Source organism: Enterovirga sp. CN4-39, assembly GCF_049446235.1.
Classification (GTDB): domain Bacteria; phylum Pseudomonadota; class Alphaproteobacteria; order Rhizobiales; family Beijerinckiaceae; genus Enterovirga.
Map to the genome: position 1 here is coordinate 14523 of NZ_JBMSEF010000020.1, position 21095 is coordinate 35617.

Sequence of the window (21095 nt, forward strand, 5' to 3'; positions counted from 1 at the left end):
GGCGCCTCACGACCGTACCAGCCCTTGCCGGACGGCATAGCGTACGAGCTCGGCGAGGTTCTTCAGATTGAGCTTGCGCATCACGGAGGCCCGATGGGCCTCGACGGTCTTCACGCTCAGGTTCAGCTGCCGAGCGATCTCCTTGCTGCTGTAGGCGTCGGCGATGCGCTTGACGATCTCTTCCTCGCGGCGCGTGAGGGCGGATCCACCGGTGGAGACCTCCACGAAGCTTGCCAGCAGGAGCTCGGAAATCTCGCCGCTGAAATACGGCTGCTTCATCGCGAGCGCCGCAAGGGCGTGCAGCAGATGCTCGCCCGCTTCGCTCTTATGGACAAAGCCGCGAGCTCCGGCCTGGAGCGCGCCGCAGAGCAGCGCCTGGTCGTCGTACTGCGTGAAGATCAGGATCTGGCAGTCGGGGCAGACCAGCTTGAGCTGGCGGGCTGTCTCCACGCCATTGAGCCCCGGCATCGAGAAATCCACGATCGCGGCATCCGGCTTCTCGCGCCGGGCGATCTCGGCCGCACTGGAGCCGTCCTCCGCCTCCCCGCATACCTCATGCGAGCCGGATTCCTCGAGTAACGATCGGATGCCGCGCCGTACGACGGCATGATCGTCGATCAAGAGCACTCGCACGCCATGCTCCTCCGGACGCGACGCTCCCGTTATCTTCCGGGCGCGTCCCGATTTGTACCCTAGGGGAAACACCTAGGGTCATTCGGCTTGCACGCCTTTGCCGAGACGCCTGCCTAGGCCTCCACGAGCTTGTTCCGCACGGCGTAGCGCACCAGCGCTGCCGTCGATCTCAGGTTCAGCTTGCGCATCGCGGACGACCGGTGCGTCTCCACGGTCTTCGCGCTGAGGGAAAGAAGGTCGGCAATCGACTTGTTGCTATGGCCCTCGGCGATGAGCTGGACCACGCGTCGCTCGCGCGCTGTCAGGACATGGCGGCCCTCGCGGTATTTGGAAACGTATGTCTCGAGCAGCGCCTCCGAGACCTTTCCGGTAAAGAAGGGGCGATGCTCGGCGAGACTCTCCACGGCCGTGATCAGGAGCTCCCGCGCATCTGACTTCAAGAGATATCCCTTCGCTCCCGCGGCGAGCAGGTCCCCGATGATCTCCTCGTTCTCGTGCATGGTGAAGATGAGGATCTCCAGCTTCGGCAGCTTGGCCCGCACGATGCGTGTGACCTCCACGCCGTTTGCGAGCGGAAGCGAGTAGTCGAGCACGGCGATGTCCGGCTGTGTTTCCACGGCCTTCTGGATGGCGGCCATGCCGTCCGAGGCCTCCGCGACGACTTCCCAGCCCGCTCGGGCCTCCAGGATGCCGCGAACTCCGGACCGCACGACGTCGTGGTCGTCCGCAACCAGGATGCGGACCATGGCATGCCCTCCGACTATGCCGCCGCCTGGCGGCCATCGCTTACATTTGCTCGGTCTCGTTCAAACCGGGGGCCCCGAGGCCTTGAGTAGAAGCCCCACCGCTACGCCGCACGGGCCGCGCCCGAGCCGTCCCTCGCCAGGGGAACGATGGCCATCAGCGTAGTGCCTGTTCCGGCGCTACGGACCGCCAGGTCGCCGCCGAATTGCCTCAGCCGGGCGCGCATCCCGGGCAGCCCAACCCCGACGGGCGCCTCCTCGATGTCACGGAGGCGCCCGGCCGTCCCGTTGATCCCGCGGCCGTCGTCACGAATGCAGACGACGAGCATGCCTCGCGCAAGCCGGGCGCGGACAGTGACGCTCGTGGCGCGAGCATGGCGGTGGGTGTTGGCGAGCGCTTCTTGCACGATCCGGAACAGCGCTCTCTGGAGATCCTCAGGAAGGCGATCCATGGCCGGGTCTGCCGCCAGGGTTGCGCGCAGGCCGGAGCGACGGCCGAACCCTTCTACGAAGCCCCGCAGGGTGGCGCTGATGCCGTCGCGGTGCAGCCCCGGCGGATGCAGGAGGTAGGTGGAAATCCTGAGCTCCCGAAGGGCTTCGGAGAGACACTCCTCGATCTCGCGTCGGAGGTGGTCCTCGGCGTCGCTCCCGGGCGGAGGAAGCCGCGCCATCCCGAGGTTGGCGGCAACGAGGTGCTGCGAGGTGGAATCGTGCAGCTCGGCCGCGATACGTTTCCGCTCCTCTTCCTGCGCCACCAGAAGCTGACGGGATATCTCCCTGATGGCCTCCCGCGAGGCCCGCGCCTCGGTGACGTCGCGAAAGAACACGCTCACGCCGTCCTGGGACGGGTAGATGTGGTAGGAGAGCCAGCGCCCCTTCCGGATTCCTGAGGGTAGCTCCTCGTGGACGATCTCCCTCCCTTCCATCGCGCGGATGATTGCGGATCCGCACGGCTTCTCCGGACCGAACATGTGCTTCAGTCGCAGGCCGAGGGCGGCGCCCTCGTCTAGCCCGAGCCAGGCGAGTGCGGCCGAATTCGCAGCAGTCAGGCGATAGTCTCGGTCGAGGGTGCAGTAGCAGTCGCTGACGCTCGACAAGATGGAACGGAGCTGTGCGTTGAGACGAGTCAGCTCGTCCCGGTCCTGCAACTCCGCCGTCACGTCGCGTGCGCTGCCGAAAAGCAGCACAACCCGATTGGTGGTCGGATCGCGCACCGGTGCGAGATTGGTCCGCCATGAACGACGCCCGGCGGGAAGGTCGAGCACTTCCTCGTAGGTTATGGGCTGCCCGCGCCTCACGCATTCCCGGTACCTGGCCGTGACCGCCTGGGCGACGGCCGGCGGCAGACAATCGTGTGGGTCCCTGCCTTCGACATCGGCGGAGCGGATGCCGGTCAGTTCCTCGTGGGCAGGATTGATGCCGGCAATAAGGAACCGATCACCCGGCAGGACCTGGACGGTGAACAGGCTCTCCGGAGTATGCACCCAGAAGCTCTCGTGCCTCGCCACCGCGAACATCAGCTCGTCGTTTGCCTTGGTGGCCGTCTCGGCGAGAAGTCGCACCGGCAAGGAGAGCCTTCTCGCAAACGCCGAGGCGGCCAGCGCCGACGCGAGGACAAGCGCGAGTCCACTCAGCGAGATCTGTCGGACGGCCTGGTCGAATGGCTCGTCGAAAAACGATTGAGGGACACGGACGACGGCTGTGAAGCCCGATGATCCGGATCGGTCGTAGAACAATCGGTATCGCCCATCAGCCTGGACCGGGACATATTCGCCGGTGCTTCCCTCCAAACGTCCGAGTTCCATCCGGGGCGTTGGCCCCTCGCCGAAAAGGGGGGTGCGGCCGCTGCTCGCAACATGGGCCAGCGTGCGGTCGAAGAGGCTGGCCACCCATCCCGGCGAGAGTGGTTGCTCGTTCATGAGCGCGCTGAGGCGGGATTCTGAAAGCGAGACCGTCAGCGCCCCGTTCGGACGGCCCTCGCCATCGGCCGTCCTGACATGCACGGCCACCACGCTGGCCCCATTGACCCGGCTGACCACCCGGTCGGAAACCGCGAAGTCTTCCGTCCGTAGCCTCTCGATCGTCGCACCTACTCCAGGGAAGTCGGTCACGACCGGCAGCGTTGCGCCGAGCGGTTGGCGGGTATTCAGCAATTGCCTCTCCAGGTCCCACAGGATCAACCAGGAACCTTCCGGGAGGTCTGTCCTCTTCAACTGCTCATAAAAGGTCGGCAGATCCCCATTCAGCCTTGCGGGCGATCCTGCCAGACCCTTGAGGAGATTCCGGGCGGCCACCGTTTCGCGCTCGAACACGCTGGAGATGAAACCGGCATGCGAACGAGCGCGATGAACGAGGTCGGTGCGCTCGCCGGACGCGCGAAGGAGGAGCAAAGCGACGAGCGGCACGAAGACGATAAGGGGCGCGAGCACGAAGTAGAGGAACAGCGACCGCGACCACGCTTTCCCCAGCGCGATGTCGACGCGCTCCGCCGGCCTGAACCCATCAGCGACGCTCGGCCGAGGCGAGCAGGATCGCTCGTGGACGCTCGACCACATGGCCGCCCCTCCAAGCAATCTTTGGCGCCCGGGCGGTGCTGGCGCCCCGGCGCAAGGCACTATCCTGCGCCGGGGACCCGATGTCCAGCCGAGATAAGGCCAGACATACTCGGGCCACTGGTGCTGAGTCCGAGCGACTAGAGGGTCTGCTCCTGCATTTATAAGGGTTCTCCCTCGCTTCTTCCTGAAAATTGGTTCAGTTTATCAGGCGGCGGCCGGCCGCGCTGAAGATCGTGGCTCGTTCTACACGCTACCCGCGGCACCTTGCTGTCCGCCGGCGTGTGGCGCTGTCGTTCTGGGCCGATTGCCCCCTCTTCATCGCGCGCCTGCAGGCCCATTCCGGGCATGATGGCCGATAGCCTCGGCAACCCTGCGCTCAATGTAGGGGTAGAACGGATTCGACGAAATCCGCACCAGCGCATCGAGCGGGACGACCAGGACGCCGCGCTCGCCGCGCGGCGTGAGGGAGCCGAGATTGATCCCGAAGCTTTCGGTCTTGTCCGGTTGCGAGCCGTAGAGCGGATCCGTCACCGGAAATGGCAGCGCGACGTGGGAGAGCGAGAATGCGGCAGGCGGGAACGACAAGCCCATCGGCGCCACCGCCTCGGCCGTCATGCCTGCTTCGATCCGCCGTTCGATGACCTCCAGCGAGGACGGGTCAACGTTCGTGACGAGCGTCGTCCTGAACGCACGCGGGGCCGGAGGCAGGAGCCGTTCTACGATCGTTTCCATGGAACGGTCGATGAGGGGCCCCAGTCCGATCGCCCGGTTGAGGTCGAACAGGGTGAGCTCGCTGCCGTTCGCTGGAAGCCGCGTGTAAAGGTTCGCGACGATCGCCCGAGTGCTGACCGTGAAGTCGACGACCGACTGGAAGGTGTGGATCGGCGGGAGGGCGGCGATGCTGCCATCCGTGGCCGCCCGGTTGACCTGGTCCTGGAGCGCCCGCGTGACCTGGTAGGCCTGTCGCGCCCCGTTCACGGGGAAAGAGTTGTACTTGAACGGGTTGAACTCCGAGACGACGTCCAGCCAGGCCGCCCGGGCGAAGGCCGGGAAGAAGGCAGGCAGCCCGGCCAGCCCGGCGTACCGGGCAAAGACCGTGATTCCGACCATGGGGGAGAGGAGCACGAGGCGCTCGGGGTGCGGAAGGTCGTCTCTGCGGAGCGCGTCCAGGGCATATTTGAGCGCCAAAGCCCCGCCATTCGAGAAGCCAACGACATGGAGCCGCTTGCCCGCTCCCGTCCGGCGGACGCCCTCCCGCACCGCCAAGCGGGTCGCCGCCATCCAGTCCTCCCACGTCACCTCGGTCAGGGCGGCGGGGACGGTTCCGTGGCCCGGCAGGCGGATGCCGATCGCCACGAAGCCGCGGTCTCGATAAACGGCCGCGAGGTGCCGGAGGCTGTAGGGCGCATCCGTAAGGCCGTGCAGGAACACGGCGGCTCCGATCGGCTCTCCATCGGGTTCGAGGATGTATGAGCGGTTCCAGTCGGTCCCGAAGCCCTGCGGGTCGACCACGCTCCCGATGACGTAGCGGTTGACCGGGACGGCGGCCCCCGGGGCGGGAGCACGGAAGACCTTCGCCCGTACCTTGGCGAAGAGCTTCTCCTCCGCCCGCAGGTACCCCGTCCAGTCCGTGCCATCTATGGCGTCTGCGTCTAGGTCGTAGGGCACATATGTGTGCCAAGGCTCCAGCGGCGCCCCGCGCAGGGCATCCCAGGCCCGGAACGCGAGGCCCGCGACGACAAGGCATGCCGCCACGCACAGAAGAATTCCGGCCCCAATGGCGGCGCGTCTCACTGATTGGCGGACGATGGTTCGGCGGCTCACCGGGGCACGTCTTCTTGTGGACCTCGCCATCCTTGATGGGACGAGGACGCTCTTGTGCGGATCCCCGAACCCGCGGGGCTGTCGAAGGTTCGCCTCGCCCTCTCGGTCCCGCCATCGGGCGAAACCCCGAATGGGATCGGGAAGAGTACCGAGGGCGGCCTCTCCCCTGGCGCGCCCATGGGGCAAAGGTGATGGTCAGCCCGGCAGGCCAGGCTCTCGCCCGGCAGCGGGGTTCACCGCACCGTCTGCTTTATCGGGGGGGCAAGCGGCATGGCTAGCCAGCGGGTCTTTGGGTGCTGTGCGCAGCACACGCGCGGCTCGACGTAGCTCCCCACTCCCGCCTGGATCAGGTTCAGGCTTGCCACTGCTCAACTTCGCGCCTTCGGATCAACAAGAACAGACGTCGACGGGTGAGGTGGTCATATACGTCGACCCCGGGCCCTGGCCCTCAATAAGCCGGGGAGAGATTTCGAAGTCTTTTTCTGAGTTGCGCCGCCGGATGAGCGTTGCAATACTGTCAGTCGAACCCCCGTCAGAGGGGTCGCCGGAGGAACATCAATGAGGAGACGTGACGTTCTCGCAGGAGGGCTCGCGCTCTCCGCGACGGCGGTCGCGGCCCCCTGGGTTCGCGCGCAAAGCCAGATCACGCTGCATGGGGCATCGCAGTTCAACGACGACCACGCCTTCACGAAGGGCCTCGCCAAGTTCGCGGAGCTGACGCAGCAATATTACGGCAAGCCGATCAATTTCGTCCTTCACAAAAATTCCGAGCTCGGGCTCGAGAAGGACTACTTCGCCTATATGAATCAGGGGATTTCTGTCGATTACGCGATCGTATCCCCGGCGCACATGTCGACGTTCTCGCGCGCGGCGCCCTTCATCGATGCGCCCTTCCTGTTCCGGGATCTCGCCCACTGGAACAAGGTGCTCGATGCAGACATCTTGAAGCCCGTCGCCGACGAGATCGCTCAGAAAGCCGACGTGATGCTGGTCGGTTATGGCGGCGGCGGCGTTCGCAACATCTTCTCCAACAAGCCCGCGACGAACCTCGCGGAGCTCAGGGGCCTGAAGGTGCGCGTGCAGGGGGCCCCGATCTGGAGTCGCACGTTCCAGGCGATCGGCATGGCGCCGACGGTCATCGCCTATAACGAGATCTACAACGCTATCCAGAACGGTGTGATCAACGCTGGCGAGAACGAGGCTGCGGGCGTCGAATCCATGAAGTTCTTCGAGGTCGGCCCGAACCTCCTCCTGACTCAGCACGCGATCACCATCCGGCCGATTTGCTTCTCCGGGAAGACTTACAAGCGACTTCCCGCCGACCTGCAGGCGGCCGCCGTAAGGGCCGGCCGCGAGGCCGGTGCCCATGCCAGGCAGATCGAGTCGTCCGAGGATTCACAGAAGATCGATGCGCTAGAAAAAGCTGGAAAGTTGAAGAAGATCGCCTTCACCGAACGCGAGCAGATGAAGAAGCTCGTCGATCCGGTCATGGCGAGCTACGCCAAGGAGATCGGCGCAGACAAGATCTACGACCAGCTGAACGCCGTTACCTGATCGGCCTGCCTCTTCGCTCTCCAGAGTCCGTGCGGCGGTGACGTCCATGCGCATCATCATCGACGCCTACCACAAGCTTCTGACTTGGCTTCTCGTCGCAACCGTCGCGATCCTGATCATCCCCGTCAGCCTTCAGATTCTGTCACGATACACGCAACTCTTCCCCGCCTATATCTGGACGGAGGAGATGTCTCGCTTCCTCTTCATCTGGATGGTGATGATCGGCGCAATGATCGGCGTTCGAGAGCGCACCCATTTCGAGGTCGATGTCTGGCCGGACCTTGGCCCGCGCGCCGGAGCATTGCTGCGCATCATCGCCAACATCTTCGTCGTGATCTTCGCTCTCGTGTTTCTCTACTGGGGCTTCAAGTTCTTGATGTTCGGCTGGTACCAGACCTCGGAACTGGCCGATCTGCCAATGGGCTACATCTTTGCGGCCTGGCCGATCGCCGGCGCGACATGGCTGCTGTTCCTGGGCGAAGCCTTCTTTGACGATCTGAGGACGCTCGCAGGCAAGGCGCCGCTGACGCCCGAGACGCCGGACCCCGGGACCGGGCTCGTGGCCGGGCAGACAGCTGAATGATGCTGCACGGGCTCCAGGCTGTCGCCCAAACCGTCCGGGGAATGATCACGCCGTCGCAGCCCAAAGCGGATTCTCGCCCTTGACCAGCGCTCTTCTCTCGCCAGGCACCGCGGCGCTCGTCCTATTCGGCGTGTTCTTCGTGCTTCTTGTCCTGCGCGTCCCGGTGGCTTTCGCGCTAGGCCTCGCATGCCTTCCTCTCCTGATAGTCGAGGAGAGGCTCTCGCCGCTGGTGCTCTTCAACGAGACCTTCAAGGCCTACAATTCCTTCATCCTGCTCGCGGTGCCGCTCTTCCTCCTCACGGCGAACCTGATGAGCGTGGGCGGCATCACGGACCGCCTCGTGCGGCTATCCCGGGCGCTCGTCGGCAACTTCCCGGGTGCGCTCGCGCAGATCAACGTGATCCTCTCGGTCTTCTTCGCAGGCATCTCCGGTTCATCCACCGCGGATGCGGCGAGCCAGTCGAAGATCTTCATCGATGCGCAGACACGGGAGGGCTACGATCTCTCCTTCTCCATCGCCATCACGGCAGTCTCGGCGGTGCTCGCCGTGATCATCCCGCCTTCGATCCTCATGATCGTCTGGGGTGGCGTGATCTCCGTCTCGATCGGCGCGCTGTATCTCGCCGGCGTGATCCCGGGCCTCCTGATCGCGGGCGCGCAGATGGCGACCGTCCACGTCTACGCCAAGCTCTACAACTACCCAGTCTACCCGCGTGCAACGCTGCGCGAACTCGTCATCGCAATCGTCGTCTCGATCCCGGCGCTCATGACGCCGTTCCTGGTCGTTGGCGGCATCCTGCTCGGCTGGTTTACGGCGACTGAGTCCGCTTGCGTGGCGGTGGTCTACGCGGCCCTCCTCTCGATCTTCTACTATCGCGAGATGGGGCCGCGGCAGCTCTTCGATGCGCTGCTCGAGACCGGCCGGCTCTCGGCCGTGGCCCTGTTCTGCGTCGGTACCGCATCGGCATTCGGCTGGATGCTCGCCTATTACCAGATCCCGCGCGAGTTGCTCGCAAACGTAACGAGCTGGGGCATGGGGCCGATCGGGGTCGGGTTCTTCATCGCGCTCTGCTTTCTCGTCGTGGGCTGCTTCCTCGACGCGATTCCGGCGATCATCATCGTCGGCACGACGCTCGAGCCGCTGTCGCGATCCGTCGATATGCACCCGGTCCATTTCGCCCTGATCGCGATCGTCTCGCTCGCGTTCGGGCTCGTCACTCCGCCGTACGGATTGTGCCTGATGGTCGCCTGCGCAGTCGCGAAGGTGAAGTTGCGCTTTGCCTTGAAGGACACGCTCATCATGCTCGCACCGATGCTTGCGGTGCTCGCGGCGCTGATCGTCTTTCCTGAGATCGTGCTCTTCCTGCCTCGGCTCTTTGCGCCCGAGTTCCTGAAGTGAGCACGACTCTCCGCCGAAGGCTGTCTCGGACTGGTTCTCGCCTCTTGGCATTGTGGTCACCGCAGGAGAGGCGGGGATTGCCGGAAGTGGGACCGCAGCGCCTGCGCACTGTCGGCATCATGCGCGTCAGGGAGCTGGTTCGGAGCGAGACGCTGCATCGGCGAGCGCTTCTTCCCCGACCTGATCAGACGGCAGCCGCCGAGGCCTGGGATGCGGCGTTGCGGCGCTGCAGGTCCGGTGCGAGCGGACGTGATCGGCCTCCTGTTCCGGTGGCCGCAGGCCCGCCTCCAAACGTTACGCCCCATCGGAGCACGGGCTACTCAGCCCCGGGCGGTCGCGAGCGAAATCAGAGACTTAGGAGGTATGGCTGGGGCGCCAGGATTCGAACCTGGGAATGGCGGTACCAAAAACCGCTGCCTTACCACTTGGCGACGCCCCAAGATGACGCACTGATACGCAAGGCGCGGGTGGCTGGCAACCGGGCGCCGCCGCGCTTCTGCGCTGCAGCAAAATCGGCCCAGGGCGGCATCAGGCGGGTTGCGAAGCGCGCACCGCCCGGCTATAGCGTCGGCCGCTCAGTCGGAGTGTAGCGCAGTCTGGTAGCGCACCACGTTCGGGACGTGGGGGTCGCAGGTTCAAATCCTGCCACTCCGACCATCTATCCCGCCAGCAATCTCAATGGGTTAGCTTAGACCGGTCTCCGCGGAGTGGAGGACGGACCGACAGTTTCCCCGACAGAAACTTGGTCTGCGTATCCCTGAGCCGGCAATTGTGACGCGATGCCCTACTCCACCGGATATGATGCCGATCGCGCAGCGGCTCTGGCTAAGTGGCTCGACGAGCGATTTGAGTTTCAGCTGCTCGTGACCCTGACGACCCACGATCCGTCGATGTCCCGGCAAACTCTCAGGGACAGAGTTAAAGAGTGGGACGCTCGGATGAACCGAGCCCTCTACGGACCTAAGTGGGCCAGCCACAAGGACGAGCTACTCTGGTCGTTTGCCTTCCTGGAGAAGCCGGACAGGAACCCGCACTGGCATCTCTTGATCCGCCTCTACGACCACGATCTAGCCGTGCGGAATAACCGGATCACCAAGCTCGAAGTGCGAGCCGCAGAAATCTGGCAGAAGCTCGTCCCGTCCGGCACCGCCGACGTGAGACGGATCGTCCACGGTCACGACCGGGTCGCCTCCTACGTTGCGAAGGAGCTCGGGCACGAGTTACAATACGCTGACTTCGTGACGCCGGACGAGTTCCGCCGGCTGCTGTAGCGCACACGCCCAGGGCTATAGGAGCAACAGCCAAAACCCGTTTGCGGCGCTACGGGGACAACGACCGCTCTGATCGTCTACCGCAATCGTGGCCCACGCCGGACCGCGATTGGTAGGCTATGGCCCATTTGCAATGGTGATCTCGCGCGAGACGGGCGCACCAAGCCGAGCGCTTAGCGCGAGGCGACTGCGATCCGGCCTCCCGGCCGAAGGCCGGAACATCACGGTCAGCGGCTGGATATAACCTGGACCGGGGAGCAGGTGACGACCTCTCCCCGGACTTCGCCATGAACGGTTCGCACCCGACACGCTAGGGTCGAGTGCTCCGGGTCTCTCCATCGGGCAGAGGCAAAATCGTCGCGCCCGCCTACTCTTGCTGCCCGTCCGCCCTCCTGGTCCGGCCTTTCTGCCCCGCCGCGACATCCGCGAGAGCCAGAAGGGAGAGCCCGACCGAGGACGCTGACCGCCGTCCCAGATCGCGCAGACCAGGTGCTAAGCTCGGGTGCGCCGAAAGACCCGATCCGACGTCAGGACGGCCCTCGTGAGGGGACGAGACGTTTTGATGCGCAATCACAAGCACAGATAACAACTATAGCGTAATCGAGCACATAACATTGCACTTTTTCGCTCCGACTGTGTTACAATACTGATCCACAAGGAGCGTATAGCGTGAGCGCCAAGCGCAAATACACCAGACCTTCTGAGTCAACATGGGCGGAGATCTGTGCATTCTGGGAGGTGGGAGACAGCACGCTCGAAGAGCTGTCAGAGCGGTTCGGGGTTGCGCGCCGCACGTTGCAAGCGCACTTCGCGAAGCACGGCGTCATCAAGGGCTGCAAGGCCGCGGCGATGGCTCAATCGGTCCAGGAAGAGGTCTTCTCGCGCGAGCTGAACGACCACGACGTCACGGTGGCTCGTGCAAAGGCCACCCGGGAAGCAGCCTATAACAACGCGATCGCAATCGAGGCGCTCGTCATGGGGCAGCTAGAGGCCGCCAAGAAGGATCCCTCAAGCACGCACAAGGTAGCCAGCGCGATCCGAGCACTCTCGCTCGCAGCTGCGGCCGTCGAACGTCTTCATGCCGTCAAGAAGGCCGCTCTTGGCTTGGATCGCGACAACGTGCTCGAGGAAGAGCTGCCGACGCTGGTCATTCAAGACCTGACAGCAGAGGACCTCGCGGAGCTCCAGGCGCGAGACGAGCAAGACGAATACGACGAGAACGACCTTCTGCCCTTCTCAGAGCCCACGCCGCACGACAGCGCCGGCAGCTACCACGATGATGAGGTAGTCGTGGAGGATGGGACAGAGGAGATCCCCGGCGGACAGCCTCCGGTGCTCGATCACGATGGTTATCGAGTGGTGGGGCGACCTCGTTGAGAATGCGTCGAGATTGCACGCTCTGAGAGCACCTAGCGCAATGCTGTTCTGGACGGCGTGATCACCGCAACGGAGCGCGTCGTATGTCCACGGTCAGGAAATCGAAGCGCAATTCGGCCCACCCTGAGTCCTGTGTGTCAGCGCACAATGTAAGCCTGGATAACTCGCGGACGGGTTGGACTAACGATCTCCGGCTTGATAAGTTGCAGAGAGCGCCATCTCTCCCCAGCCACTGCACTCAACTGTGACTTCGGATCTTCTCGCTTGGGCCGCATCTCGACCGAGATGGCAGCAACTGGCATTGCTGAGGATTTGTGAACAAGGTCGGCTGACCGATGATGATCTCGACGACCTGCAAGCATTGGTGGAAGCAGCACACGGGTTCGCTGAAAAGCAACCGGAACCTCTCGCGCCAGTCGACCTACAGGGAGTCGTGAGCAGATCCGCGACTGCCCCGCGGACCGTGCTGGGGTCCCTCGGACCTGTCGCAAACATCGATCGACTTGCGCACGATCAAAAGCCAATCCGCTTCGCGGCTTCCGGCATTACATTGGTCTTCGGCGCAAATGGGTCGGGGAAAAGCGGCTACTGTCGCGTCGCCAAGGCGCTCTGTCGCTGCCTTCACCAAGGACGCCTCAACGGAAATGCGTATGCGGATGCCCCACCGGGCAGCGCTCAAGTTGAAGTCAAGTTCATCGTTGGTGATGGCCCTCTGCGCTCGGTGACATGGCAGTCGGGAGATCCTGCTCCGGCAGAGTTAAGTAGGATCTCCGTCTTCGACGGGCACGCAGCCAGGCTCTATGTAGACGAAGAGCGCCGGGTTGAGTTCTTGCCGCACGACCTCGATCTGCTGACGAAGTTCGCTGCGGCTATAACAGCCCTGCTCAATCGGTTTAGGAACGCCGAAGCGGCCCTCACCAAGGAGGTCAAGCCACCCCTCCCGTCCGGTTTTACGCCTGGAACCTCCGTCTCCAACCTGCTGACACGTCTTCGACCCGGCGGGGAGGATCTGCCCTCTCCGGCCGAGGTCGAGCAGCTCGCTACCTGGTCAGACGGGCTCGAGGCCCAGCTTCAAAGAGCTGAGGACGAGGTTCGACAAGACCCCGCTTCCCTGGTCACAGAGGTCTCCCTGACGCGCGAGCGCTTGACGGCGCTTGCGAAACACATGGAGGAGGTCAGCGCCGTCTTAGGAGAAGACGGCTGCAAGCACCTAAAGGAACTCTACGATCGCGCGCAATCAGCCAAGGAGCTCGCGTCCAAAACAGCCGCCGCCCTTTTTGCCCAAGAGCCCATCCCGTCGCTCGGCAGCGAAGCATGGCGGCGAATGTTGATTTACGCCCGCGACTTCGCGGTCGAGGCATTTCCGGATGGTCCTGACCCGAAGCTGACAAGGAGCGGGAAGTGCGTTCTTTGTCACCAAGATCTCGACAGCGAAGCTGGCGAGCGCCTCCAACGTTTCGACCGCTATCTCGAAGACAGGGCAGCACAAGACGCCGAGGAAGCTAAAGCGTTGTTCGTCGAGGCGGCACGCAAGGTCAGGGACCTCAAACTGAGGCCCGCTGCGGAAGTCGAGAGCTTGATCAAGGCGCTAAACGGGCTTGGCCCCGAGTGCGCCAGTCTCGCGACAGCGGTCTCTGCGTTTTTCGATGCCGCTCCAGGACGGCATGCGACTCTCGGGGAAATAATCCAAAGCAAGGCCTACGGTCACTTGGCGGCCCTGGAGTCGTTCCCGCCGGCACCGGACGCCAGTGGCGTGCTGAATGCGCTGGCGACGAGGGGGGCGGATCTGGAGCGGGAAGCTCGCACGGGAGACTCGACGGCCCGCATTGCGGCTCATGCAGAGCTCAGCGACAGAAAAAAACTCTCGACCGAGGTCTCCCTAATCATCGCTCGACTGAAAGCGCTTTGGCGCCTCCGACAGGTGGTCGCCTGTCGAGACGCGTGCAATACCACTCAGATTACGAACTTCGTCAATGCTCTACGAGAAAGGACGCTGACGGAGTCGTTGCGAAGCAATCTGGAAGACGAGATCGAGGCTCTCGACCTCGATCACCTCCCAATACGACTTCGGGAGCGTGGCGATCACGGCGCGAGCAAAGTTCAGATCAATCTCGAAACCAAGGTCCGGATCCCGGCCCGAGACGTCTTGAGCGAGGGCGAGCAGAGGGCGCTCGCGTTAGCAGGGTTCCTTGCAGAGCTTAAGGAGATCGGGAGTGCACACGGGATAATCGTCGACGATCCCGTCTCCTCGTTAGACCATGCCCGGACTGAGACAGTCGCGCGGAGACTCGTTCAGGAGGGGTTTCAAAGGCAAGTTATCATATTCACCCACAGCTTGATTTTCCATCATGCCGTCATAGCTTCGGCGAAAGAACAGGCTGTTCCAGTCCATCGTGAGTATATATCGCGCAACGCGAATGGTCAGTTTGGTATCATCGAGGACACCACCGCGCCGTGGCCTCTCGCTAAGGTCTCCAAACGCCTGCATCTTATCGAAGGCGAGCTCAGGCTGCTGAAGAAGGACTACGATCATTTTGAAGAACGGTGCAGGCCGGCTGTCCGGCACATCTACACGCTCCTTCGGGAAACTTGGGAGCGCCTCGTTGAGGAGGTCCTTTTTGCCGATGTGATCGGGAGGTTTCGTCCTGACGTTGCGACCATGAAACTCAGAGCGGTGGAGGTGGGAGAGGACGACCGGAAGGCTGTCTATCAGGGTATGAGTCGCTGCTCGCGCTACTCCGGGCATGACCAGGCGTCAGGTGCTTCTCCGGATCTGCCGCCCATCGAAGAGATCGAGCAAGATCTCGGGTTCCTCACGGATTTTTACCAAAGCAGAGATCGACGTCGAAGCGAGCTGGAGAAGGCCGGCAAAAGTGCGGAGAAAGATCCACCGTCGCCGCAACTCCTGTGCTAAGGGACGCGATGAACTTGGCTGTTCGGCGACGCGGCCAGGGGTCTTGATTTAAGCCGACGTAGATTTGCAGCTCGCGTAGTAATCGGATGCCATTACAGGCGGAGATCAATCCTTGGAGAAACCCCTTCGACAATGGACGCGCGACGACTTAGACGAACTTTGCAGGACGAAAACGCCTGAGAGTCTTTATCTTGAGTTCAAGAAGACGATCCCTCTCAGCAAGGAGGAAGAGATCCGCCAGAGGAAGGCGGGCATAACGAACCCGATCGACCCAAAACTGGCTCAAGGATCGTTCGCAGATCACGGTCGCAACGAATTGCTCGAAGAAGTAGTCGCCTTTGCGAATGCCCAGGGCGGGAAGCTTCTCGTCGGGGTTGATGAAACCAAGGATGCGCCACCTAGAGCTGCTACGATTGAACCGCTGCAAGAGCTGGCCAAGCTCGAGCGAAAGTTAATCGACTCAATTGTTGATTGCGTCGAGCCGCCCCTGCCCAGCTTCCAAGTTAGGGGCATTCCGGTTCAAGGGGAGACCGCCGGGGTCCTGTGCGTCGAAGTAGCTCCTTCTCCTGTCGCGCCTCATCGGGTGAAGACGACGAGACACGCTACCATCCGCCGAAACGATCGCTGCGACCGGATGACCATGCCGGAGATACACCGAATGGTTGCGATGAAGAGTGGTCAGGCGGACGCAATCGCACAAACATTCGCCCAATCAAGTCATAAGACCCGCGAGCGTCTATTCGATCTGATCGATAATCTGCCTGGCACTGTCATCGGCGAGCCGCTGGAACGACGGGTAAGGGCCCGGCTGAAAGCTTCTAAACTTTCTGCGTTGAGCATGCGTGTGACCGCTATACCGCTGAGCTCGCTTAACCTCCAACGGCTCGACAACCTTGATGGCCTCGTGCCATCGGGTGGAGTCTGTCTCGAAGAGAATGGCCAGCTCACGAGAGTGTGTCAGAGCAGCCTTTTTGGGCCGTCCAATGATGGCACTCCAATCTACGGTGGCGTGGTGCACGAGGCATCGCACTCTGACCTGGTTCTCAGCTTTCGAGCCATGCGGGATGGAACGGTAGAAGCAGTCCTGTTCACTTGGGAGCGAACTGGCCAGCTCTGCGCCTTCGGGAGCTGGATGATGGACGCAGTAGGAAGAGTGCTCGGCGTTTACAACAAGCTCCGCAACAGGGCGGGAATGGGATCTATGCCGGCCGAGGTAGACGTAGAGATACTCTCCCTGAACGGAGTCAAGCCCACCCCAGTAGGGGAGAGCCGCCCTGTAACAGGGTCGAAGGAGCTGCCTGAAAGCGCTCGCCTGGGTCCACACTCAGTGGCGACAATGGCTGACTTCGAAAGCCTTCTGAACCAACTGGCCGAGGATCTCCTTAACGCAGGAGGGCGGCGGGCGGATGGCGCGCGCCCGCTCCGCTTCGACCCTTCCTGACACGGCGCAGCCAAGCGGCTGAGCCTCAGCCTCTGTCTCAGAGGGTATACCCGCCTAAGACAAGCGAACGAGACATACTTACTGTCTCAGGAGGGTTGACTTTGGACTTTTGAGACGTCATCTCTGGAGGCTCTTAGAGCCAAATGAGACAGAAATGGCCCGTATTGGATACGCCCGTGTCAGCACCACCGACCAGGATCTGACGATCCAGATTGCTGCGCTCCAGAGTGCAGGATGTTCGGTTGTCCGGTCGGAAAAAGGGTCTGGTTCAACCTTGAATGGCCGGCAAGAGCTAAAAACCGTCCTGGACTTCATTGGGCCGGGTGACACGCTCGTGGTCACGAGGATCGATCGGCTCGCACGCTCGATTGGGGACCTTCAAGACATCGTTCGGACCTTGAAAGCGAAAGGCGCCACGCTAACCGCGACGGAGCAGCCGATAGACACCGGAACTGCCGCGGGTAAGGCGTTCCTGGACATGCTTGGTGTGTTCGCCGAGTTCGAAACAAACCTGCGCCGAGAGCGCCAGCTCGAGGGTATCGCTCGAGCGAAATCTGCAGGCGTATATAAGGGTAGGCCGCGGTCACTGGATCCCGAGTCAATCAAGAAGCTGAGCGATGAGGGCTTGGGAGCTTCCGAAATCTCCCGAAGGCTTGGGATCGGAAGAGCGTCTGTCTACCGTCTCTTGAATAGCGGGGCGGTTCAAAGCGACGCCGTCCCCAGACGGTAACGAAGGGCCCCGAGGACGGGTTTCTCAGACCCGGGCTGCCCAGTTCTGGAACGCAGAGCGCTTCGAGACGGCCGAAGCCTACCCGTCGGGAATGCCCAAAAGGCGCCGCACGAGCCCTTCGATCTCAGATGAGATCTCGCGTTCTACCAAAGCGGCGCGGATCAGCTTTCGAGCTCGCTGAAAACGGACAGCCTCTGGCAGGACCACCGCGGCAGCGGCGAGCTCGGCTTTTTGTGCTGCTGACACGAGGTCCACATGAAGCTCTTTTGCTGGGTCAAACCTCGGGATCGGCAAGGAAAACACAACTTTGTCGAAATGCCGGGCGCCAAACAGCCCACGCGCCTGTAGGGCAGCCGTCTGGGCGCGAGCAGTCTCGCTATTCAAAATTGCGCACAGGTAGAGGGCTTCATCCTCGTTCGCAGTGGCAAACCAGTAAAGCATGTGGTCAACGACAACTCTCCGGTCTCTGAGGACCATCGCAGCAGGCTGTGAACCTGATTTGGCATACACTACCCGAAGAGCTGGAAGCGGGAATTGCGACTTCAGTTTTCCGTAATGATCAAGCTGTTCTACGAGGTCGATCTGACGTGGCCGATGCTGGTTCCAAAGAGCTTCGGCCTTCGTCATCCATTCATGCAAGCCTGTATAGCCCCTATTTGCCGCGCCATCGGCGGTCAGGACTTCGCCTTCAGGCGTGACCGGAATAACGGCCTCAAACGGCTGAAAGGCGCGATACGGAAGGATGCTCTCACCTAAGAAGGTCGAGAGAAGGAATTCAGCCTCTACCCGACTTTCGATGCTCGCGAGGGTCTTCCAAACGCCTTTGTCGTTTCCGGTTCGCCTGCTTGTCACCGTTGGGGATGAGGCATCGCTCCCCAGCCGGCCAGTCGCTTTGCGTTCCACAAAGCACAGCATGCGCGGGTATAGGGTTGCCCCGTTTCGGAAAGCCGCTCGATAGCTGGACCCGCCTCTCTGCTGTGCCTCGCTGGGGCGCGGAGCGCCCTCGCGTGCCGTGAGCTTACGATCAGCGACCGTTTCAGGCGCATCCCGGAACGGAAGTGTTCCCGAGAAGGCCGTCACAACAGGCGGCACTGGGGAGGACACTGCCCTTCGTCGTCCGAATAAGACACAGGAAGGCACTGGAAAGAGCGGCTGAACGCTGTCATCCATCGTCCAGGCTTCGTCATAAGCGAGGCGCGCTGACGAGAACGACCCTGACCGAAGGCGCTCAAATTGACCCCGCGTGAGCACGGCGAGCGGAAGCACGAAAGCCAGCCTTCCGGCCGCGCGGAGGTATAGCGCTACTGCTCTGACCGTGAAGAGCGCGCATAGATCGTTCTGCGTGGCGAGTTTTCCACCTACATAGACCCGATCGCTCTGAGCTAGCTCTTTGAAGCGCTTCTGCAGATCGGGACTCATGTGCCTGTAAGCCACCCATGGAGGGTTGCCGACGAGCACTTGGGCCCATCCTCCCCCGGCTGCGAACGCCAGCGGACGAGACAGATTTCGAGCTACATAGGCCCAAACTGTATCTCGGCCCTCGCGACGAAGTTGATCGAAGGTGTCGAATGTTGTGCCAAGATCCGCGACTGCCTCCTTCTCCTCTTTTGTGAGATCCCGCTTGAAGTGTTGCTCAACTATCCGAGTTGAGCCCGCCTCGAACTGACGACGACTTAGACCGGCCTCACTGCCCGCGCGCATAGCCTCAACGGTTTTGTCAAAGAGCCCTGGATCGCGGCAGAACGTGTCAGGAAAATCGAGCTTTGTTGCGCCGCTACCGTCAGCGCGCGGCGGCACGCGGACCGTCAGCTCACGCAGACCCATGACGTCGCTAATCGAGAGCTGCATGGCGTCGCCAAGATAGACCGGGATTGAGAGCGCGCCGGCACGGGACGGAAGGACGGGTGCGAGCGCGAGCAGGTAGGTGACCCTCGCGATAATCACTGCGACGGGGTGGATATCCATCCCAGCAACCTTGTCCGCCGCTTCACGCGCGCGGCCAGCCGCCGGGAGATCCGCGTCTTCAGCTTCGGAAAGGAAACGTCGGATCGCATGAAACAGAAACGTCCCAGATCCGCAGGCTGGGTCCAAGACACGCTGCTCGAGCGGACGCTCGACCGCCCGACGCACAACTTTGGATGCAAGCCAATCTGGCGTGTAGTATTCTCCTAAACCGTGGCGCTCGTCTCGATCTATCAAGGACTCGTAGAGCACCTTCAGGACGTCTGTTTGGACCTCTCCCAAGCGAAATCGGCGGACGTGTGCCATAATGCGGCGGACAAGGTCCTCGCCCTGGGGGTCGGCCACGACCCAATCGAAGAAATCGCTCTCAACCGCTCCCGATATGCCCACGTCTTCGAAAGCTCGGCCGGAAAGCAGTCGCTTCGGATCGTCTTCGCGGAGCTCTAGAACGGCAACGGCGATTGCCTTAGCGACTACTACTAGGAAGGTGTGCTGGAACCAGAGAGCGTCAGTTTCGACATCCTTGCCGTAGACGAGCTTGAGGAGTTGCGCCCAGAGCTGGCGTTTTAGCGCCACAGCGGGTTCGTCCTTGAGCCTCTCCCAAAGGGCCATAAGCGCAGAGGACGCGCGCCGATAGGCTACGGAGTCTTGACCCAGTTCGAGCCGGATGGTGAGCGGATCGGGAGCAAGCTCATTCTTGAGGGCCAATGCTCCGTCCAGCCAGCTTAGAAACAGCTCAGGCTTCTCTGGATCAAGCTGAGTTCGTTTCAGCGTGACGAGGACGCCGTTATCGAGCTCCAGCACAGCCCAGTTCAGCCCGTCGCTCGCCACCCCGACAAACCGCTGACCTTCCTCGCGCTCGCGATCGGCAAGGTAGGCCGGCATGCGCCTGGTCACATCTTCCCACTCTCGATCGAGGTCACTCTTAGCTTCGAGCACCGTCCGACCAATCAGCGCATCGAGGCGGCCCCTGATTTCAGGGACTCGCCGTTCGAAGTCCAACGCGTGGCGCTCCACATCGAACTCTTCGACGAGGAGTTCTCGGAAGCCAGCCTTGACCTCGTCGTGACCCGGCTTCCTCGCCAAGTCTCGTAGGACGTCCAGAGTGCGATCGCTCAGAGGCATGAAAGTCCGTTGCTCGCGCCTACCCTTGCGCTGGCTGCTTCTACCCGAAGTTGGCTCCAGTGAACGCCGCCTGCGTCGCGATCCACACCTCAACTGTCGGGATCTCGCGCGGTCGAGCACGCATCAGGAACTCGACCCGTTCGCCGCTTGTCACAGTCCGAGACTTCGGACGCGTCTGGGCTCCGTATCCCATCACGGGCGCGGCCGCAGCCGAGTTTGCGGGCGCACGCGCGCACAGCTCACTTCGGGCCCACTCCATTGTAGAATGTCCGAAACCGGACAAAGCGGATTGCCGGAGGAGCACTCCCTCGCTCGATCGCTATAGCGTCAAAGTCAGGCTTCGACCTGACGTAGGGAAGCCAACATGATTACGGAAGAAACCGAGCACGCGGATCGCGTGATTGCCTTAGAGCGGTCAGCTATGCGCCAGTCGCTTGCGCCGCTGAGCTTGGACCAGAAGGCAATTGACGCACTCTGGACCGTCGGGATCAAGGAACGCGAGCAGTTGCTGTTCCGCGCACCCGAAGAGCTGGTCAAGTCCGCTGGCTTAAGCCGCACCGCAGCGGCGAATATCAAGCGTTATCAGGAGCAGTTCCGGCCGGTTTGGGTCGGACAGACAGTCGCGACGATCTGGGAGGCGACTTGGGCTGCGATCAATTCAGGCTATACGGCCGGCTTCGAGCAGTGCGCTGCGGTCCATCATGCTGCACGTGCTGCCCAGACTGCGCCTGAGATCGAAGCCTCCGGCGTGGACGACGATCTGAACGAAGTCGACCGTCTCGCCGCGTGAGAGACAAAAAGGGCGCTCGGCCTCGGCCCGGCGCCCTTTCTCGTCACGGCGCTCGCACTTGGCGGGCCGCTACACCACAGCTGAGCAGCTGCCGCGACGAGCCGGATGAAGTCCGCCTGCTCGCCAAGCGCGGAGGAAACCTCCACGTCTGCCCAGCCAAGGTGTTCCAGAGCTTGCATACCGACGAGCCACTA

The 21095-nt window shown here is 62.4% G+C and carries 14 protein-coding genes and 2 tRNA genes; 10 read left to right on the forward strand and 6 right to left on the reverse strand.

The window, feature by feature from the left end; translation table 11 throughout:
- Positions 1-6: 6 nt before the first annotated feature.
- The 4 genes from ACO2SS_RS23890 to ACO2SS_RS23905 form a co-directional block, all read right to left on the reverse strand.
- The gene (locus tag ACO2SS_RS23890; RefSeq protein WP_423280355.1) at positions 7-633 is read right to left on the reverse strand and encodes a response regulator; all 627 of its coding nucleotides are present in this window, start codon (positions 631-633) and stop codon (positions 7-9) included.
- A gap of 113 nt (positions 634-746) precedes the next feature.
- Positions 747-1379, reverse strand: a complete 633-nt coding sequence (locus ACO2SS_RS23895; RefSeq protein WP_423280356.1) for a response regulator — start codon at positions 1377-1379, stop codon at positions 747-749.
- 101 nt (positions 1380-1480) lie between these two features.
- Positions 1481-3931, reverse strand: a complete 2451-nt coding sequence (locus ACO2SS_RS23900) for a PAS domain-containing protein (protein ID WP_423280357.1) — start codon at positions 3929-3931, stop codon at positions 1481-1483.
- Positions 3932-4246: 315 nt separating this feature from the next.
- Positions 4247-5686 carry an alpha/beta hydrolase gene (locus ACO2SS_RS23905; RefSeq protein ID WP_423280358.1) on the reverse strand — a complete coding sequence of 480 codons (1440 nt, stop codon included), beginning with the start codon at positions 5684-5686 and terminating at the stop codon, positions 4247-4249.
- 627 nt (positions 5687-6313) lie between these two features.
- Between ACO2SS_RS23905 and ACO2SS_RS23910 the strand changes: the two genes are divergently transcribed.
- From ACO2SS_RS23910 to ACO2SS_RS23920, 3 genes are all read left to right on the forward strand, one after another.
- Entirely contained in the window at positions 6314-7309 is a 996-nt protein-coding gene (locus ACO2SS_RS23910) for a TRAP transporter substrate-binding protein (RefSeq protein ID WP_423280359.1), read from the forward strand.
- Between the two features lie 46 nt (positions 7310-7355).
- A complete protein-coding gene (locus tag ACO2SS_RS23915) occupies positions 7356-7892 on the forward strand; it encodes a TRAP transporter small permease (protein ID WP_423280360.1) in 537 nt (178 codons plus the stop codon).
- Between the two features lie 79 nt (positions 7893-7971).
- Positions 7972-9291: a TRAP transporter large permease gene (locus ACO2SS_RS23920; RefSeq protein ID WP_423280361.1), complete on the forward strand. Its 1320-nt coding sequence runs from the start codon at positions 7972-7974 to the stop codon at positions 9289-9291.
- A 364-nt stretch (positions 9292-9655) separates the two neighbouring features.
- Here the strand turns inward: ACO2SS_RS23920 and ACO2SS_RS23925 are convergent.
- Positions 9656-9730: transfer RNA gene (locus ACO2SS_RS23925), tRNA-Gln, on the reverse strand.
- A 141-nt stretch (positions 9731-9871) separates the two neighbouring features.
- On the opposite strand from ACO2SS_RS23925, the gene ACO2SS_RS23930 reads away from it, so the two are divergent.
- The 6 genes from ACO2SS_RS23930 to ACO2SS_RS23955 all read left to right on the forward strand — a co-directional run bounded on the left by ACO2SS_RS23930 (position 9872) and on the right by ACO2SS_RS23955 (position 17024).
- A tRNA-Pro gene (locus tag ACO2SS_RS23930) sits at positions 9872-9948 on the forward strand.
- Positions 9949-10229: 281 nt separating this feature from the next.
- Entirely contained in the window at positions 10230-10562 is a 333-nt protein-coding gene (locus ACO2SS_RS23935; protein ID WP_423280362.1) for a hypothetical protein, read from the forward strand.
- 669 nt (positions 10563-11231) lie between these two features.
- Entirely contained in the window at positions 11232-11939 is a 708-nt protein-coding gene (locus ACO2SS_RS23940) for a hypothetical protein (RefSeq protein ID WP_423280363.1), read from the forward strand.
- A 721-nt stretch (positions 11940-12660) separates the two neighbouring features.
- Positions 12661-14853 (forward strand): AAA family ATPase, encoded by a 2193-nt coding sequence (locus ACO2SS_RS23945; protein WP_423280364.1) that lies wholly within the window; start codon positions 12661-12663, stop codon positions 14851-14853.
- A 112-nt stretch (positions 14854-14965) separates the two neighbouring features.
- Entirely contained in the window at positions 14966-16294 is a 1329-nt protein-coding gene (locus ACO2SS_RS23950) for a helix-turn-helix domain-containing protein (RefSeq protein ID WP_423280365.1), read from the forward strand.
- Between the two features lie 154 nt (positions 16295-16448).
- Positions 16449-17024: a recombinase family protein gene (locus ACO2SS_RS23955; RefSeq protein ID WP_423280366.1), complete on the forward strand. Its 576-nt coding sequence runs from the start codon at positions 16449-16451 to the stop codon at positions 17022-17024.
- A gap of 78 nt (positions 17025-17102) precedes the next feature.
- Here the strand turns inward: ACO2SS_RS23955 and ACO2SS_RS23960 are convergent, their stop codons facing one another.
- Complete coding sequence (locus ACO2SS_RS23960; protein WP_423280367.1) at positions 17103-20072, reverse strand: N-6 DNA methylase; 2970 nt, start codon at positions 20070-20072, stop codon at positions 17103-17105.
- Between the two features lie 403 nt (positions 20073-20475).
- Here ACO2SS_RS23960 and ACO2SS_RS23965 point away from each other — a divergent pair, with 403 nt between their 5' ends.
- Positions 20476-20901, forward strand: coding sequence for a hypothetical protein (locus tag ACO2SS_RS23965; RefSeq protein ID WP_423280368.1), 426 nt, complete (start codon positions 20476-20478; stop codon positions 20899-20901).
- The last annotated feature ends 194 nt before the right edge of the window (positions 20902-21095 follow it).

What these genes read in the sequence shown, in the direction of transcription:
- ACO2SS_RS23895 (WP_423280356.1), bottom strand. Translation starts at nt 1,379, where the DNA reads ATGGTCCGCATCCTGGTTGCGGACGACCACGACGTCGTGCGGTCCGGA.
- ACO2SS_RS23910 (WP_423280359.1), top strand. Translation starts at nt 6,314, where the DNA reads ATGAGGAGACGTGACGTTCTCGCAGGAGGGCTCGCGCTCTCCGCGACG.
- ACO2SS_RS23935 (WP_423280362.1), top strand. Translation starts at nt 10,230, where the DNA reads ATGAACCGAGCCCTCTACGGACCTAAGTGGGCCAGCCACAAGGACGAG.
- ACO2SS_RS23955 (WP_423280366.1), top strand. Translation starts at nt 16,449, where the DNA reads ATGGCCCGTATTGGATACGCCCGTGTCAGCACCACCGACCAGGATCTG.
- ACO2SS_RS23900 (WP_423280357.1), bottom strand. Translation starts at nt 3,931, where the DNA reads ATGTGGTCGAGCGTCCACGAGCGATCCTGCTCGCCTCGGCCGAGCGTC.
- ACO2SS_RS23965 (WP_423280368.1), top strand. Translation starts at nt 20,476, where the DNA reads ATGATTACGGAAGAAACCGAGCACGCGGATCGCGTGATTGCCTTAGAG.
- ACO2SS_RS23915 (WP_423280360.1), top strand. Translation starts at nt 7,356, where the DNA reads ATGCGCATCATCATCGACGCCTACCACAAGCTTCTGACTTGGCTTCTC.